Origin of the sequence: Cupriavidus necator, assembly GCF_013141915.1 — a bacterium.
In the GTDB taxonomy this organism is placed as follows: Bacteria; Pseudomonadota; Gammaproteobacteria; order Burkholderiales; family Burkholderiaceae; genus Cupriavidus; species Cupriavidus necator_B.
Genome location: NZ_SROX01000019.1, coordinates 25,239 through 40,058, shown reverse-complemented (window position 1 = coordinate 40,058; position 14,820 = coordinate 25,239). Strand labels below are relative to the sequence as shown.

The 14,820-nt window shown below is 69.2% G+C and carries 9 protein-coding genes; 4 read left to right on the top strand and 5 right to left on the bottom strand.

Going from position 1 to position 14,820, the window contains the following annotated elements:
- Positions 1-15 precede the first annotated feature (15 nt).
- The 3 genes from E5S69_RS26310 to fusA form a co-directional block, all read right to left on the bottom strand.
- Positions 16-4,452: a response regulator gene (locus tag E5S69_RS26310; protein WP_171517394.1), complete on the bottom strand. Its 4,437-nt coding sequence runs from the start codon at positions 4,450-4,452 to the stop codon at positions 16-18.
- Between the two features lie 147 nt (positions 4,453-4,599).
- Complete coding sequence (locus E5S69_RS26305; protein WP_171517393.1) at positions 4,600-5,025, bottom strand: PRC-barrel domain-containing protein; 426 nt, start codon at positions 5,023-5,025, stop codon at positions 4,600-4,602.
- 381 nt (positions 5,026-5,406) lie between these two features.
- Positions 5,407-7,515: an elongation factor G gene (fusA, locus tag E5S69_RS26300; RefSeq protein WP_171517392.1), complete on the bottom strand. Its 2,109-nt coding sequence runs from the start codon at positions 7,513-7,515 to the stop codon at positions 5,407-5,409.
- 312 nt (positions 7,516-7,827) lie between these two features.
- Here fusA and E5S69_RS26295 point away from each other — a divergent pair, with 312 nt between their 5' ends.
- Positions 7,828-8,457, top strand: a complete 630-nt coding sequence (locus E5S69_RS26295; protein WP_171517391.1) for a response regulator transcription factor — start codon at positions 7,828-7,830, stop codon at positions 8,455-8,457.
- A 75-nt stretch (positions 8,458-8,532) separates the two neighbouring features.
- On the opposite strand, the gene E5S69_RS26290 is transcribed toward E5S69_RS26295, so the two are convergent.
- On the bottom strand, positions 8,533-9,294 hold the full coding sequence (locus tag E5S69_RS26290) for a FadR/GntR family transcriptional regulator (protein ID WP_171517390.1): 762 nt from the start codon (positions 9,292-9,294) through the stop codon (positions 8,533-8,535).
- 168 nt (positions 9,295-9,462) lie between these two features.
- Here E5S69_RS26290 and gudD point away from each other — a divergent pair, with 168 nt between their 5' ends.
- The 3 genes from gudD (at position 9,463) to E5S69_RS26275 (ending at position 13,024) form a co-directional block, all read left to right on the top strand.
- A complete protein-coding gene (gene gudD / locus E5S69_RS26285) occupies positions 9,463-10,818 on the top strand; it encodes a glucarate dehydratase (RefSeq protein WP_171517389.1) in 1,356 nt (451 codons plus the stop codon).
- Positions 10,819-10,901: 83 nt separating this feature from the next.
- Complete coding sequence (locus tag E5S69_RS26280) at positions 10,902-11,924, top strand: Bug family tripartite tricarboxylate transporter substrate binding protein (protein ID WP_171517388.1); 1,023 nt, start codon at positions 10,902-10,904, stop codon at positions 11,922-11,924.
- Positions 11,925-12,025: 101 nt separating this feature from the next.
- A complete protein-coding gene (locus tag E5S69_RS26275) occupies positions 12,026-13,024 on the top strand; it encodes a Bug family tripartite tricarboxylate transporter substrate binding protein (protein WP_171517387.1) in 999 nt (332 codons plus the stop codon).
- A gap of 192 nt (positions 13,025-13,216) precedes the next feature.
- On the opposite strand, the gene E5S69_RS26270 is transcribed toward E5S69_RS26275, so the two are convergent.
- Positions 13,217-14,743 (bottom strand): aldehyde dehydrogenase (NADP(+)), encoded by a 1,527-nt coding sequence (locus E5S69_RS26270; RefSeq protein ID WP_171517386.1) that lies wholly within the window; start codon positions 14,741-14,743, stop codon positions 13,217-13,219.
- Positions 14,744-14,820 lie beyond the last annotated feature (77 nt).

Here is a 14,820-nt window from a genome sequence, read left to right as displayed (position 1 = left end):
TGCGTGGCGGCGCGCTCAGCTCGCCGGTTGCGGCCGGCCGGACGCTTCGGCCTGGCGTGCGACATTGCTCTCGGCATCGCCAACGACATCGCGCAGCACCTCGAGCAGTCTCTGCGGCGGATACGGCTTGCGCAGCATCGCAACTGCGCCAAGCCCGGCGCGCTGGGCCGGCGTCAGGTCCAGCGCGTAGCCGGTGGCGAACACCACGCCCAGCCGCGGATGGTGCGCGCATGCCGCCAGTGCCAGGTCCACGCCGGAATCCCCGGCCAGCGCCACGTCGGTCACGAGCACGTCGACCGTATTGCCGGCCAGCATGGCCATCGCCGTCGCTTCACTGTCCGCTTCGAGCGCGTGCATGCCATAGGCGCGCAGCACTTCCGCGGTGCCGGCGCGTACCAGCGCGTCGTCGTCGACGCACAGCACGCGCAGCGGCGCGGCTTCTGGCGCGTGGCCCACCGGCGTTGCGTCCGCGACCATCGCGGCGCGCTGGCTACGATTGGCCAGCACGTGGCGCACCTTGCGCGCCAGCGCCTCGTGGGTATAGGGCTTGCTGAGCAGTTCGATGCCGGCATCGAGCCGCCCGTCATGCACGATGACGCTGTCGGCGTAGCCCGAGGTGAACAGCACGCCCACCTCCGGCAGCCGTTCGCGCAGCTTGCGCGCCAGTTCCGTGCTGCGCAGCGGGCCGGGCATCACCACATCGCTGAACAGCAGGTCTACCGGCACGCCCCCCTCCACGATGGCCAGCGCGCTGTGTGCGTCGCGCGCGCGCAGCACGTGATAACCCAGGCTGGCAAGCATCTCGACCACCGTGGCACGCACGTCTTCGTCGTCTTCCACCACCAGCACGGTCTCGCTGCCGCCGCGCGCGGGGCCTGCGTCCACTTCGATATCCGGGTCTTCGTCCCGGCGCACGCGTGGCAGGAACAGCGTGACCGTGGTGCCGCGCCCGGGCTCGCTGAAGATCTTCACGTGGCCGTCGGACTGGCGGATGAAGCCATACACCATGCTCAGGCCCAGGCCGGTGCCCTGGCCCTCGGGCTTGGTCGTGAAGAAGGGCTCGAACACGCGCTCCTGCACCTCGGGCGGCATGCCGACGCCGGTGTCGGTGACGGACAGCAGCACATACTGCGTTGACGCGGCCGCGGCTTCGTCGCCGGCTTCGCCCGGCAGGGCGTTGCGCGCCGCGATGGTGAGGCGCCCATGCCCGTGCATGGCGTCGCGGGCGTTGATCGCCAGGTTCAGCAGCGCGTTCTCGACCTGGAAGGGGTCGACCAGTGTGTTCCACTGGTCGGGCGACACCACCGTCTCAATCTCGATGCCGTCGCCCAGCGCCCGGCGCAGCATGTCGTCCAGCGTGCGCACCAGCCGGCCCAGGTTGACCACGCGGGGCGCCAGCGGCTGGCGCCGCCCGAAGGCCAGCAACTGCGACGCCAGCTTGGCGCCGCGCGCGACGCCCGCCAGCGCGTTGCGCAGGCGCGGCTCGGCGCGGTCATCGTCGGCCAGGTCACGCGCCAGCAACTGCAGGTTGCCGCCGATCACCTGCAGCAGGTTGTTGAAGTCATGGGCGACGCCGCCGGTCAGGTTGCCGATCGCCTCCATCTTCTGCGCCGTGCGCAGGGCCTCGTCGGCATGGCGCAGCGCGGCCTGGGCTTCGCGGTCGCCGGTGACGTCGCGGCCGACGCCGTGGATATGGCCGTTGGCCGGATCGACCGACAGCGTCCAGGCCAGCCAGCGCAGCGCGCCGTCGGCGCGCTGCTGCCGGCATTCGAAGCGCACCGGCACGCCTTCATGGCGCAGCGCGTCCAGCTGCGCGCTGGCGCCGACCACGTCGTCGGCGTAGATGAACGACAAATACGCGCGTCCCAGCACCTGCTGCGGCGCGTGGCCGAGCGTGCGGGTCCAGGCCGGGCTGACCCGCTGCAGGCAGCCATCGAAGCGCGCCACGATCAGCAGGTCTTCGCTCAGCTCCCACAAGCGGTCATGGTCGGCCACCGCTTGCGCGACCCGGCGTTCCAGCGTGGCGTTGAGTTCCTGCAGCCTGCGCTCGCTGGCGCGGCGCAGCGCCGACAGGCGCAGGTTGCTGGCGACGCGCGCCAGCAGCTCGCGCGCGGAAAACGGCTTGACCAGGTAGTCGTCGGCGCCGCTGCCAAGGCCGCTGACGCGTGCCTCTTCGCCGGCACGGGCAGACAGCAGCAGCACCGGCGTATCGCTCAGGTCGGCATCGGCACGCAGCGCGCGCACCAGGCCAAAGCCGTCCAGGCGCGGCATCATCACGTCCGAGACCACCAGCGCCGGCGCCTGCGTGCGCGCCAGCGCAAGCGCCGCCTCGCCGTCGGCGGCCACGGCGACGCGATGGCCGGCGGCGCCCAGCAGGCGGCGCATGTAGTCGCGCAGGTCATCGTTATCGTCCACCACCAGCACCAGGGCGCCGCCGGCCGCATCGCCGTCTTCGGTGCTTGCTTCGGGCGTCGCTTCGGATGCCGCTTGCGGAAACGGCACGGCAAGCTCATCCGAGCGCGCCATCGCCGGTGGCACCTGCGCCGGCGGCCAGCGCAGCGCCGTCTCGGCATAGGCGCGTGCCTGCACGCTGCTTGACGCCGGCGCGGCGTCGGTGTTCGTTGCCTCGCCGGCCGCGTCCGCGCCGGCCGGCAAGCGCACGGTGAAGCAGGTGCCTTCGCCTGGCACGCTCTGCACGTCGATGGTGCCGCCATGCAGCCGCACCAGTTCCTGCACCAGCGCCAGGCCGATGCCGCTGCCTTCGATGGTGCGCCCCTGGGCGCCTTCGACGCGATGGAAGCGCTCGAAGATGCGTGGCAGTTCCGCCGCCGGAATGCCGATGCCGGTGTCGCGCACGATGAACGCCACGGTGTCGTCGCCTTGCGCGGCCACGGCCACGCGGATGGTGCCGGCGAAGGTGAACTTGAAGGCGTTCGAGACCAGGTTCAGCACGATGGTCTCCCACATGTCGCGGTCTACCGCCACGGCGCGCGCCAGCGGCGGGCAGAGCGGAGGGCAGTCGACTTGCAGCGCGATCCCGGCCGCTTCGATGCTCGCGCGGAACAGCGAGGCCAGGTCCGCCGTCAACGCGGCCAGGTCGGTGGGCTGGCGGCGCATCGTGACGCGGCCGGACTCGATCCGCGAAAAATCCAGCAGCGCATTGACCAGCTTGAGCAGGCGCAGCCCGTTGCGATGCGTCATCTCCAGCAAGGCGCGGTCTTCGCCGGAACCGGCGCGGCGGACCAGTTCTTCCAGCGGGCCGAGCATCAGCGTCAGCGGCGTGCGGAACTCATGGCTGATGTTGGAGAAGAACGCGGTCTTGGCGCGATCGATCTCGGCCAGCGCTTCGGCGCGCTTGCGCTCCGCCTCATAGGCCAGCGCCGAGTGCATGGCAGCGCCGATCTGTCCCGCCGCCAGCGTCAGGAAGCTGCGGTAGCGGTCATCGAACAGGCGGAACGGGTTCAGGCCTACCACCAGCACGCCGCGATGCGATGCGCTGCCGGATGGCGCAACCTCGATCACGGCCGCGCGCGACGGCGGCACGCCCCATGCGCCGCCGGGCAGCGGCACCGCAAAGCGCGCGGCCAGGCCGCTGACCAGGCCCGGCTGCTGCTGCGCCAGCACGTCGGCCACGGGCCATGGCCACTGCGCGTCCAGCGCGAGCTGCGCCGGTGCGCCGGGGTGGCTGGCGTCGATGCCGATGGCACCGGCGCGCTGCAGCGTGCGGGCGCCGGGCTCGGCAATGTACAGCAGCGCAAAGACGATGTCGCGCGGGTCCGCCGACAGCGCCGCGACGGCGCGTTCGCAGGCGTCGCGCCACGCGCGCGCATCGCTGGCCGAAGCCGCCACGTCGCGCAGCACGTTCAGCTGGCGCTCGGCCAGTACGCGTTCGGTATCGTCGCTGTTGGCGCAGATGATGCCGCCGGTGCCGCCGTGGTCATTCGGCACCGGGCTGTAGGAAAAGGTGTAGTAGGTCTCCTCCGGATAGCCATTGCGCTCCATGATCAGCAGCTTCTGCTCGACGAAGGTGCCTTCGGTGCCGGTCATCGCGGTGGCCAGCAGCGGGCCGATCTCGGGCCAGATCTCGCGCCAGACCACGGAAGTGGGCTGGCCGAGCGCGCCGGGGTGCTTGCCGCCGATGATCGATTTGTAGGCGTCGTTGTAGAAGAAGTGCAAGGCATCGCCCCAGCCGATCCAGATGGGCTGGCGCGAAGTCAGCATGATGCGCAGCGCCGTCCTGAGGCTGTGGGGCCAGCCCTGCGGCGGTCCCAGCGGCGTGGCGCCCCAGTCGAACGCGCGCATCAGCGCGCCCATTTCGCCGCCGCCGGCAAGAAAGCCGGGCATGTCGGCAGGCGGGACGGGCGCCGCGCTGGCGGCGGCGGTGGCGGCGGTAGTGGCGGTCGGGGGCGGCGGGGAAGGCAAGGGCGTCATGCTGGCGGCGGGTGTCCTCATGGTCGTCTCGCGGGGCGCACCGGCCCCGGCGTTCGGCCCGCGCGTCTGGGTCAGACTGTGCCTAGCCTTGCCGCGCAATGCAAGCAGGCCGCGGGGCGCCTGTGGCGGCGCACTCGCGGCCCGATCCCGCAGCTTGCTGCAATCCGATTACAGCGGCGGAGAGATCCAGTACGGGTCACGCCCGTAGTATTCGTGCAGCGACTTGCCCCATTGCGGGTCGGCCATGCTTGGCCAGCTGTCCTTGTTGAAGCCCGGGGCGGACTTGATCCGGTCCGCCGTCACGGCGATCCGGAAGCACTTTTCGTCGGTATCCATGACCAGCGCATTCCACGGGATGGCGTGCAAGGTGTCACCTATGCCGAGGAAGCCACCGGTGGTCAGCACCGCATAGGCAATGCGGCCGTGCGGCACGTCCAGCATGATCTCCGAGATCTTGCCGACATGCTCGCCATCGGACGAATAAGCCTTGGTGCCATCCAGGCTGGAAGCGGCCATCACTTCCGGGCCCGGGCCTTCGCCCACGCCGGAACCGACGATGGCTGCGCCTTGACTGCTGGGAGGTTGGGTTTGCATGCTGTGCTCCTTGTCGCGAGACGGTGGAATGCATGGCGTGCGCAATGACCATGCCTGCGTCGGTTTGGCGTGGTTTCTGCGCGGATCGCCGGGCGGCGGCGCCCCGCGCGGCCCCCGGCCGCCCTGGCGAGCAAGCAGTGGTGGTAATTCTTTCGCGGGGCTTGCAAAAACAACGCATCGGCACTGGCACTGCGCGAGCGGCGCCGTGGTGCCACCGCAACGCAAAGGCGGATAGCGCGCCCCCGGTGGGTGGCGGCAGCCAAGGGGCACGGCGCAGGTCTTCAATATGCCGCCTGGGCGCGCGCCCGCCGGCGGGCGCGCGCCCAGCTCAGGGCCGGCGCGTCGACGAAGTCCCCGCGCGACCCCTTGCGTGGGTCGCCGTCAGCCCGCCCGTTTCGCCGAGATCACCGCTTCCGCCACATTGGCCGGCGCCTCGGCGTAGTGCTTGAACTCCATCGTAAAGGTCGCGCGTCCCTGCGTCAGCGAGCGCAGCGTGGTGGAGTAGCCGAACATGGTGGCCAGCGGCACTTCGGCGCGCACGATCTTGCCACCGCCGCCGGCGATGTCTTCCATGCCGTGCACCATGCCGCGGCGCGAGGACAGGTCGCCCATCACGTTGCCGGTGAATTCCTCGGGCGTTTCCACCTCGACCGCCATCATCGGCTCGAGCAGCGCCGGCCGGGCACGGCGCATGCCTTCCTTGAATGCCATCGAGCCGGCCATGCGGAAGGCGTTTTCGTTGGAGTCGACGTCGTGGTAGGAGCCGAACACCAGCGTGGCCTTGATGTCGACCACCGGGTAGCCGGCCAGCACGCCTGACTGCATGGTTTCGCGGATGCCCTTGTCCACCGCGGGGATGAACTCGCGCGGCACCACGCCGCCCTTGATCGCATCGACGAACTCATAGCCGCCGCCGTGCGGCATCGGCTCGAGGTTGAGCACCACGTGGCCGTACTGGCCGCGCCCGCCCGACTGCTTGATGAACTTGCCCTCGACGTCCCGGGCCGGCTGGCGGATGGTCTCGCGGTACGCCACCTGCGGCTTGCCGACCGAGGCCTCCACGCCGAATTCGCGCCGCATCCGGTCGACCAGGATTTCCAGGTGCAGCTCGCCCATGCCGGAGATGATGGTCTGCCCGGATTCCTCGTCCGTGGTCACGCGGAACGACGGGTCTTCCTGCGCCAGCCGGTTCAGCGCGACGCCCATCTTCTCCTGGTCGGCCTTGGTCTTGGGCTCCACCGCCTGCGAGATCACCGGCTCCGGAAAGGTCATGCGCTCCAGGATGATGACCTTGTCGGGATCGCACAGCGTGTCGCCGGTGGTGGCTTCCTTCAGGCCCACCGCCGCGGCGATGTCGCCGGCGCGCACCTCCTTGATCTCGTGGCGCACATTGGCGTGCATCTGCAGGATGCGGCCCAGGCGCTCGCGCTTGCCCTTGAGCGGGTTGTAGACGCTATCGCCGGAGTTGACCACGCCGGAATACACGCGAAAGAAGATCAGCTGGCCGACAAAGGGGTCGGTCATGATCTTGAACGCCAGCGCGGCGAAGGGCTCGTCGTCGCTGGGATGCCGCTCGGCGTCACGGTCGTCTTCGGTGTGGCCCAGGATGGCGGGCACGTCGGCGGGCGATGGCAGGTAGTCGATCACGGCGTCGAGCATGCTTTGCACGCCCTTGTTCTTGAAGGCGCTGCCGCACAGCATTGGCACGATCTCGTTGGCGATGGTGCGCTTGCGCAGGCCCTGCTTGATCTGCTCCTCGGTCAGCGGCTCGCCGGACAGGTACTGGTTCAGCAGCGCCTCGTCGGCCTCGGCCGCGGCCTCGATCATCTTGTCGCGCCATTCCTGCGCGGTGGCGAGCAGCTCGGCGGGAATGTCCCGGTACTCGAAGCGCACGCCCTGGCTGGCATCGTCCCAGACGATCGCCTTCATCTTGACCAGGTCGACCACGCCCTGGAAGTGGTCCTCGGCGCCCAGTGGAATCTGGATCGGCACCGCGCGGCCCCGGAGGCGGTCGGCGATCTGCGTCTGCACGCGGAAGAAGTCGGCGCCGACGCGGTCCATCTTGTTGACGAACGCGATGCGCGGCACCGCGTACTTGTTGGCCTGGCGCCAGACCGTTTCGGATTGCGGCTGCACCCCGCCGACCGCGTCGTAGACCATGCAGGCGCCGTCCAGCACGCGCATGGAACGCTCGACTTCGATGGTGAAGTCGACGTGTCCGGGCGTATCGATGATGTTGATGCGGTGCTCGGGGTAGTTGCCGGCCATGCCTTTCCAGAAAGCGGTGGTGGCGGCCGAGGTGATGGTGATGCCGCGCTCCTGCTCCTGCTCCATCCAGTCCATGGTGGCCGCGCCATCGTGCACTTCGCCCAGCTTGTGGTTGACGCCCGTGTAGAACAGGATGCGCTCGGTGGTGGTGGTCTTGCCGGCGTCGATATGCGCGCTGATGCCGATATTGCGGTAGCGCTCGATGGGGGTCTTGCGGGGCACAGTGTTCTCCATGGATGGAATGATGAAACACGCCCGAATAGAGTAGCACCACTGGCCGCTTGCCGTTGTCCCTGCCGCGGGCAGGGACACGCGCCCGGGGCCGGCGCCGGCGCGGCCCGCGCGCAGCGCCGCACGTCTGAGGCCGGCCTAGGATTTTCGCTGCAAGCGATGCGGATTCCTCCCATCCTGTGCGCGCTTGCCGCTCCCTATACTGGCGTGGCATCGCGTACCGGCGTGCGCCGTTAGTGCTTTCCCATTGCTGCCGGGGATGCTGCCTGAGCCCGATGCCTGCCTCGAACCTCGGACCTGCGCATGACAACCATCCTGATCGTTGACGACCATCCGGCGATGCGGCTGGTGCTTCGGCACCATCTGTCGCAACTGCTTGGCGTCGACGAGGTGATCGAGGCGGACAACGGCCAATGCGCCATTGAAATGGTGCGCGCGCGCATGCCGGACCTGGTGCTGCTGGACCTGGACATCCCGCGCTCGAGCGGGCTCGACGTGGCGCCGCGCCTGCGCGCGATCCATCCGCAGGTGCGCATCCTGGTGGTAACGGCGCTGGACCCGGCAGTGTTCGTCAGCCGCTCCTGGCAGGCCGGCGCACAGGGCTTCGTCAGCAAGACGCAGGACATCAAGGAGATCCTGCGCGCGGTCGAGGCGGTGCTGGCCGGCTACACCGTGTTTCCGCTGCTGGGGCGCGGCGGCGCGCCGCGCCAGTCGATGTCGGCCGACGACGAGATGCTGCGGCGGCTGTCCGACAAGGAACTGGTGGTGCTGCAGATGCTGGCGCGCGGCATGTCGTACAAGGCCATCAGCGAGAGCCTGTTTATCAGCAACAAGACCGTCAGCAGCTACAAGGCTCGCATCATGAACAAGCTGCAAGTGTCGTCGCTGGTTGAACTGGTCGACTTCGCCCGCCGGTGCCGGCTGACGCCCTAGGGCGAGCGCCCGCACGCGTTCTCATTAGACATCGTATAACTTAACGGCGCATGCCCCCGGCATGCGCGCCGCGCTTCAGCCTTGCGGGCTGGCCGAGCCCGAGGCCTTGCGCAGCCGCTCGCGGCTGTTGGTCAGGTGCATGCGCATGGCGGCCTTGGCGGCATCGGGGTCGCGGCGCTCGATCGCGTCGTAGATGTTTTCGTGCTCGATGCTGACGCGTTCCAGGTACTGGACCCGTTCCGGGGAGCTGACCTGCAGGCGGCTGCGCGGGATCACCATGGTGCCCAGGTGGCCCATGATGTCGGTGAAATAGCGGTTGCCGGTGGCGCGTGCGATGGCCAGGTGGAAGGCGAAGTCGCTTTCCACGGCGTCATTGCCGGCGCCGGCACCGTGCTTGAGTTCATCCAGCGCCTGGCGCATCGCCGCCAGCTGTGCCTCGGTGCGGCGCGCGGCGGCCAGGCCGGCAGCCTCCGCCTCCACGCTGACGCGAAACTCCAGCATTGCCATCACATCCATGGCCGTGCCCAGCGCGTCCGGCCCGATCCGGAACGGAGAGGGCGCCTCGGCCGGGCGTTCCAGCACGAACGTGCCGATGCCGTGGCGCGTTTCCACCTGGCCGCTGGCCTGCAGCCGCGACAGCGCCTCGCGCACTACGGTGCGGCTGACACCCATGGCGGCCATGATCTCGGATTCAGTGGGCAGCTTATCGCCGGGCTTGAGCTCGCCCTGGCGGATCTGCTCGCCAAGGGCTTGTACGACTTCTTCGGCAAGCGTGCGGCCGCGGCGGCGCAGCGGGGTGGGGCTGGGGGCGGGAACAAGGGGTTGTGCGTTCGGCATGGCAGCTGCGTACGGAGACGGATACGGGCGGGGTTTCCCGGACTTGACCGGTTCGAGATGGCCTCATTATACTGGGTTATCAGTCATACGATGACAGATAACATACGCAACACTGAGGCCCGGGTGGCTGATCGTACGCCCCGCGGCAATGCCGGAGACAGTCCTGAGATGACCCTTACCGCCACCCCCATGGCGTCCGCCCACACCCCGGTCGTGACCGAACTGACCGTGGTGCCCGTCGCCGGGCATGACAGCATGCTGATGAACCTGTCCGGCGCCCATGGCCCGTACTTCACGCGCAATATCGTGATCGTGCGCGACAGCGCCGGCCATACCGGCGTGGGCGAAGTGCCAGGCGGCGAAGGCATCCGCCAGACCCTGGAGGACGCGCGGCCGCTGCTGGTGGGCCAGCCCATCGGACAGTACCAGGCCCTGCTGAACCGCGTGCGCGCGGCCTTTGCCGGCCGCGATGCCGGTGGTCGCGGCCTGCAGACCTTCGACTTGCGCATCACCATCCACGCTGTTACGGCGCTGGAGGCGGCGCTGCTCGACCTGCTCGGCCAGCACCTGGAAGTGCCGGTGGCCGCGCTGCTGGGTGAAGGCCAGCAGCGCGACGCGGTCGAGATGCTGGGCTACCTGTTCTATATCGGCGAGCGCCAGCGCACCACGCTGGACTACCGCACCGAGCCGGACGCGGACAACGCCTGGTTCCGCCTGCGCAATGAAGTGGCGATGACGCCCGAGGCCGTGGTGCGGCTGGCCGAAGCGGCGTATGAGCGCTACGGCTTCAACGACTTCAAGCTCAAGGGCGGCGTGCTGCGCGGCGATGAAGAGATGGAGGCGATCCTGGCGCTGGCCGAGCGCTTCCCGAAGGCCCGCATCACGCTGGACCCCAACGGCGCGTGGTCGCTGGCGGAAGCCGTGCGCCTGTGCCGCGACAAGCGTGGCGTGCTGGCCTATGCCGAAGACCCGTGCGGTGCCGAGGACGGCTACTCGGGGCGCGAGATCATGGCCGAATTCCGCACCGCCACCGGCCTGCCCACCGCGACCAACATGATCGCCACCGACTGGCGCCAGATGGGTCACGCGGTACGGCTGCAGTCGGTCGACATCCCGCTGGCCGACCCGCACTTCTGGACCATGCAGGGCTCGGTGCGGGTGGCGCAGATGTGCGCCGAATGGGGCCTCACCTGGGGCTCGCATTCGAACAACCACTTCGATATCTCGCTGGCGATGTTCACCCACGTGGCGGCCGCCGCGCCGGGGCGCGTTACCGCCATCGACACGCACTGGATCTGGCAGGACGGCGAACACCTGACCCGCAACCCGCTCAAGATCGAAGGCGGGCTGGTGCAGGTGCCCAAGACCCCGGGGCTGGGCGTCGAGCTCGACCTGGACGCCCTGGCGCGCGCGCACGAGCTGTACCAGCGCAAGGGCCTGGGCGCGCGCGACGATGCCGCGGCGATGCAGTTCCTGATCCCAGGCTGGAAGTTCAACAACAAGGCGCCGTGCATGGTGCGCTGACACGGCACCGGCGAAGACGCCAACGGCCGCTGCCGCCATCGGGACGGCCGGCCCCCTTCATCAAGACACTGCAGGAGACAATGATGTACACCTTCCCATGCCAGGGCGCGCCGCGCCTGAACCGCTGGCTGCGCGCCGTCGCGCTCGGCTCGGTCGCCGCGGTGGCGGCCCTCACCTTCAGCGCCACGGCCGGCGCCGCGGCGCAGGAATGGCCGCAACGCCCGGTATCGGTAGTGGTGCCGTTCCCGCCGGGCGGCTCCAGCGACGCCATCGCGCGCATGCTGACGGTGCCGCTCAATGAGAAACTGGGCCAGCCGTTCGTGATCGACAACCGTCCCGGCGCCACCGGCGCCATCGGCGCCACCTACGTCAAGCGCGCGCCGGCCGACGGCTACACCATGATGGTCGCTTCGATCGGCGTCTATGCGGTGAACCCGTTCCTGCAGAAGAACCTGGCCTATGACCCGGCCAAGGATTTCGACCTGCTGACCGTTGCGGTGCGCGCGCCCAACGTGCTGGTCGCCAATCCGCGGTTCCCGGCCAACACGCTGGCGGAACTGGTGGCCTACATGAAGAAGAACCCGGGCAAGGTCAGCTTTGCCTCGTCCGGCGCAGGCTCGTCCGACCACCTGACCGCGGCACTGTTCTGGCAGAAAAGCGCCACCGACGGCCTGCACGTGCCTTACAAGGGCGGCGGCCCGGCCATCTCCGACCTGCTGGCCGGCCAGGTCGACGTGTCGTTCCAGAACATCAACGCCGTGTTGCAGCATATCCGCGCCGGCAAGCTCAAGGCGATGGCGGTGACCTCTGACAAGCGCTCGCCGGTGCTGCCCAATGTGCCCACCATGGCCGAGGCCGGCGTCAAGGATGTCGAGGTCTACTCCTGGCAGGGCGTGGCCGCGCCGCGCGGCCTGCCGCCCGCGATCAAGAGCCGCCTGCACGGCGCGCTGGTGTCGTCGCTGAACGACCCGAAGATGCGCCAGACGCTGACGGAGAGCGGGTTCGAGGTGGTGGCCAACACGCCCGAGCAGTTCAACCAGTTCGAGGCGCAGGAATTGCAGCGCTGGAAGACCGTGATCGAGAAGGGCAAGATCGCGCTGGACTGACGCCATCGCACCCAAAACCAAAGCAAAAGCACCGCCCGCGCCCGCCCTGCACGTTCACCCGTGCCGCGCCGGCGCGCGCGCCATCGACAGGAGACCACAGCATGACCCACGGACGCCGCAACTTTCTCAAGCAATCTTCCGCACTGGCCGCCGGCCTGGCGGCGGGGCCGCTCGCCGGGCTGTCACCGGCCGCGCACGCCGCGCCGGACTGGCCCAACCGTCCGATCCGCCTGGTGGTGCCGTACACCGCCGGTGGCTCGTCGGACATCATCGCGCGCCTGATCAGCAAGCAGCTGGGCGAGGCGCTGGGGCAGTCGGTGGTGGTGGACAACCGCCCCGGTGCCAATGGCAACGTCGGCGCGGCGCTGGTCGCGCAGGCCACCGACAACCACACGCTGTTGCTGTGCGATATCGGCGCGCTGGCCATCAGCCCGTCGGTGTACACCAAGCTGACCTTCAATATCGCCAAGGATCTCAAGCCGGTGTCGATGCTGGCGTATTCGCCGCACCTGCTGGTGGTGCATCCTTCGGTGCAGGTCGCGACCGTGAAGGAACTGGTGGCGCTGTCGCAGCGCAGCCAGCTCAATTTTGCCGTGACCGCCATCGGCAGCGCGCCGCACCTGGCCGGCGTGGCGGTGGAGCAGGCCACCGGCGCCAAGTGGCAATACGTGCCTTACAAGGGCGGCTCGCAGGCGATTGCCGATACCGTCGGCGGCAGCGCCCAGGTGCTGATGAACGGCATGCTTGCCACGCTGCCGCATGTGCAGTCGGGCAAGCTCAAGCTGATCGCGCAATCCAAGCGCACGCGCATGCCGCTGCTGCAGAACGTGCCAACCATTGCCGAGCAGGGTGTGCCGAACTTCGAATCGGGCACCTGGCAGGGCGTGATGGCGCCGGCCAGCATGCCCGACGCGATGGTGGCGCGCATCAGCGGCGAGCTGATCCGCATCATCCGCGCGCCGGACCTGCGCGCGCAGCTCGTGGCGCAGGGCGCCGAAGTGGTGACGATGACGCCGGGCGAGACCGGCAAGTTCTTCGTCGCCGAGCAATCGCGCTGGGCGGGGGTGGTGAAGCAGGCGGGGATCAAGCTGGAGGCTTGATGTGGTGGTGGCGGTAGCACGGCTCGCATGGTGAATGCGGGCCGTCTTTTTTTGGGGGCTCTATACGGCGGTGGTTTGCTCCCCTCTCCCGCAAGCGGGAGAGGGAGTACCCAGCCGGAAATCGGATAAGCCTGTGGGCTTTCCAAAAACAAAAAGCCCCGCACCAGGCGGGGCACATCCCAGCGTCTTGCCTTATTTCCGCAGCGCTCCCGGCAGCAGCCCTTGCGGCAGGTTCTGATAGCAAACCGGCCGCAGGAAGCGGTCGATCGCCGTAGCGCCCACCGACGTGGTCCGCACATCCGAAGTTGCCGGGAACGGCCCGCCATGCACCATCGCGTATGCCACCTCGACGCCGGTGGGGTAGCCGTTGCACAGCACGCGACCGGCCTTGCGTTCCAGCACCGGCAGCAGGCGCTGCGCGGCCGCGTGGTCGGCGTCGTCGAGCTGCATTGTCGCCGTCAGCTGGCCCTCCAGATGCCGCGCCACGGTCAGCATCTCTTCCATATCGCGGCACACCACCAGGACCGTCGACGGGCCAAACACCTCGGCCTGCATGCGATGGTCCGCCAGGAACTGCGCGGCGGTGGTTTCGAACATCGCCGGCCGCGCCTGGTTTGCGCCGCTGGCGTCGACGCCGTTGCCGATGCGCCGCAGCCCGTCGAGCGATGACAGCTGCGCCACGCCCTGCTCATAGGCGGCATGGATGCCGGGTGTCAGCATGGTGGCCGCCGGCTTGCCTTGCAGCGCGTCGAGCGCCGCCGCGCGGAACTTGTCCAGCGCGGGGCCTTCGATACCGATCACCAGACCGGGGTTGGTGCAGAACTGGCCGACCCCCAGCACCAGCGAATCGACCAGCTGGCGGCCGATTTCCTCGCCGCGCGCGTCGAGTGCGGCGGGCAGCAGGAACACCGGGTTGATGCTGCTCATCTCGGCGTACACGGGGATCGGCTGCGGGCGCGCGTTGGCGGCGCGCATCAGCGCCATGCCGCCGGCACGCGAGCCGGTAAAGCCGACGGCCTGGATCGCCGGGTGCGACACCAGCGCCGTGCCGATGACATTGCCTGCGCCCACCAGCAGCGAGAACACGCCCTGCGGCAGGCCCGCGTCCTGCACGGCCTGCTGGATGACCCGCCCGACCAGTTCGGAGGTACCCAGGTGCGCCGAATGCGCCTTGACCACCACCGGGCAGCCGGCGGCCAGCGCCGCGGCGGTGTCGCCGCCAGCCACCGAAAAGGCCAGCGGGAAATTGCTCGCGCCGAACACCGCCACCGGGCCGATGGCGATGCGCTGCATGCGCAGGTCCGGGCGCGGCGGGGTGCGCTCGGGCAGCGCGGGGTCGAAGGTGGCTTGCTGCCAACGGCCTTCGCGCAGCACCGTGGCGAACAGGCGCAGCTGGCCGGCGGTGCGGCCGCGCTCGCCCTGCAGGCGCGCGATGGGCAGCGCGCTTTCCAGGTGGGCGCGCTCGATCAGCGTGTCGCCCAGCGCCTCGATGCCCGCTGCAATGGCCTCGAGGAAGGTTGCGCGCTGTTCGGGCGTGGTGTTGCGGTAAGTGTCGAAGGCGGCTTCGGCCAGCGCGCAGGCGCGCTCGACCTCGGCCTGGCCGCCGCCGTGGAAGTCTGGGCCGAGCGCCGCGCCGGTGGCGGGGTTGATCGCCTGGAGCGTCGCTTCGGTGCCGCGCACGGCTTGTGCGCCGATCAGCATGTCGCCGGTGATTTGCATGGAAGGTTCCTTGTCAGCGTTAAGAACGGGGACGCCGGCCGGAGGGCATGCGCCCCGCGGCCGGCTGGTCGAAATGC

Excerpts from the sequence above, each read along its gene's own strand:
- E5S69_RS26310 (WP_171517394.1), bottom strand. The coding sequence starts at position 4,452 with ATGAGGACACCCGCCGCCAGCATGACGCCCTTGCCTTCCCCGCCGCCC.
- E5S69_RS26305 (WP_171517393.1), bottom strand. The coding sequence starts at position 5,025 with ATGCAAACCCAACCTCCCAGCAGTCAAGGCGCAGCCATCGTCGGTTCC.
- E5S69_RS26295 (WP_171517391.1), top strand. The coding sequence starts at position 7,828 with ATGACAACCATCCTGATCGTTGACGACCATCCGGCGATGCGGCTGGTG.
- E5S69_RS26290 (WP_171517390.1), bottom strand. The coding sequence starts at position 9,294 with ATGCCGAACGCACAACCCCTTGTTCCCGCCCCCAGCCCCACCCCGCTG.
- gudD (WP_171517389.1), top strand. The coding sequence starts at position 9,463 with ATGACCCTTACCGCCACCCCCATGGCGTCCGCCCACACCCCGGTCGTG.
- E5S69_RS26280 (WP_171517388.1), top strand. The coding sequence starts at position 10,902 with ATGTACACCTTCCCATGCCAGGGCGCGCCGCGCCTGAACCGCTGGCTG.
- E5S69_RS26275 (WP_171517387.1), top strand. The coding sequence starts at position 12,026 with ATGACCCACGGACGCCGCAACTTTCTCAAGCAATCTTCCGCACTGGCC.
- E5S69_RS26270 (WP_171517386.1), bottom strand. The coding sequence starts at position 14,743 with ATGCAAATCACCGGCGACATGCTGATCGGCGCACAAGCCGTGCGCGGC.